This window comes from Pseudomonas sp. FW306-02-D09B (assembly GCF_058782685.1).
This window is the reverse complement of sequence record NZ_JBYSXY010000039.1, coordinates 1-1,364: the sequence shown is the minus strand read 5'-3', so window position 1 is coordinate 1,364 and position 1,364 is coordinate 1. Positions and strand designations below refer to the sequence as shown.

The 1,364-nt window shown below is 56.1% G+C and carries 1 protein-coding gene; it reads right to left on the bottom strand.

The window, feature by feature from the left end:
- Window positions 1-61: 61 nt before the first annotated feature.
- Window positions 62-1,312, bottom strand: a complete 1,251-nt coding sequence (locus AC3WK5_RS28985) for an IS256 family transposase (protein ID WP_103320524.1) — start codon at window positions 1,310-1,312, stop codon at window positions 62-64.
- Between the last annotated feature and the right edge of the window lie 52 nt (window positions 1,313-1,364).

Here is a 1,364-nt window from a genome sequence, read left to right as displayed (position 1 = left end):
GGGACTGTCAGATATTTTGTGTGCGGGCCGGTAACGGCCTGCCGTCAGGCAGGCCGTGCTTTTACCAGGTCGGCCTGATAAATCGATCTCCGTACAGAATCGCAAATTGATTCATCGCGCTTTTCCAGTCATGTGCCGCTGAGCCCCAGTTTGCGGTGATATTGCGTAGCCCAAGCCAGATCAGTTTCGTTGCCGCATCGTCGGTCGGGAAGTGGCCGCGGGTCTTGATGATCTTGCGCAGCTGAGCGTTGATGCTCTCAATGGCGTTAGTCGTGTAGATCACTTTTCGGATCGCCGGCGGGAACACGAAAAATGGAATCACACGATCCCAAGCGCGGCGCCAAGCCGCCACTACCGTCGGGTACTGCTTGCCCCATGGCCCGTTTTCAAACGCATCCAGCGCCTGCTCAGCCGCTTCGGCGGTGACTGCCTGATAGATCGGTTTGAGCGCCTTGGCCAGTTCGCGGCGTTTATCCCAGGCTGCGTAATCAAGGCTGTTGCGGATCAGATGGACAACGCATGTTTGCAGTGTCGTGTCTGGAAATACGGCGTTGAGCGCTTCTGGCATGCCTTTAAGGCCATCGGTCACAGCAATCAACACGTCTTCGACGCCGCGTGTCTTGAGGTCGTTGAACACCTTCATCCAGAATTTGGCGCCCTCGGTATTTTCTATCCAAATGCCGAGAATATCGCGTGTTCCGTCAGGCAAAACACCTAGGGCCAAGTAGATCGCCTTGTTGCGAACCAGCCCCTCTTCGCGGATTTTGACCCGTAGAGCATCGAAGAAAATCACCGGGTACATCGGCTCCAAAGGCCGCTGTTGCCATGCACCGATCTCTGCCATGACCTCGTCGGTTACCGAGCTGATGAAGTCGGGAGAAACGTCAGTACCGTACTGCTCTGAAAGAAACGCACGGATCTCTCTGACAGTCATTCCACGGGCATACATGGCGATGATCTTGTCATCGAACCCGGTGTAGCGGCGCTCGTGTTTGGGAATCAGGATAGGGGAAAAACTGCCGTCCCGGTCGCGAGGAATATCCAGTCGGAGCGGGCCGTCGCCGGTTAGAACCGTCTTGCCGCTTTTGCCGTTGCGCTGATTGGTTTCATCCTCTGGACGCTGCGCGCCCGGCGGATAGCCCAAGTGATGCCCGAGCTCAGCACTCAGGGCTCGCTCGATCAAAGCCTTCTTGAACGCCGAAGACGCGTCCTCGATGGCTTCAGCGGTCATCGGTCCATCGGTGAATTGCTCGAGCAGCTCTTTCGGGATTTTCGGCAGCTCTCGCAACGCAGGTTTCTTTTTGGTTGGCATACATGCACCTCTTACTCATGTTATGCCCGAACACAAAATTTCTGACACCCCC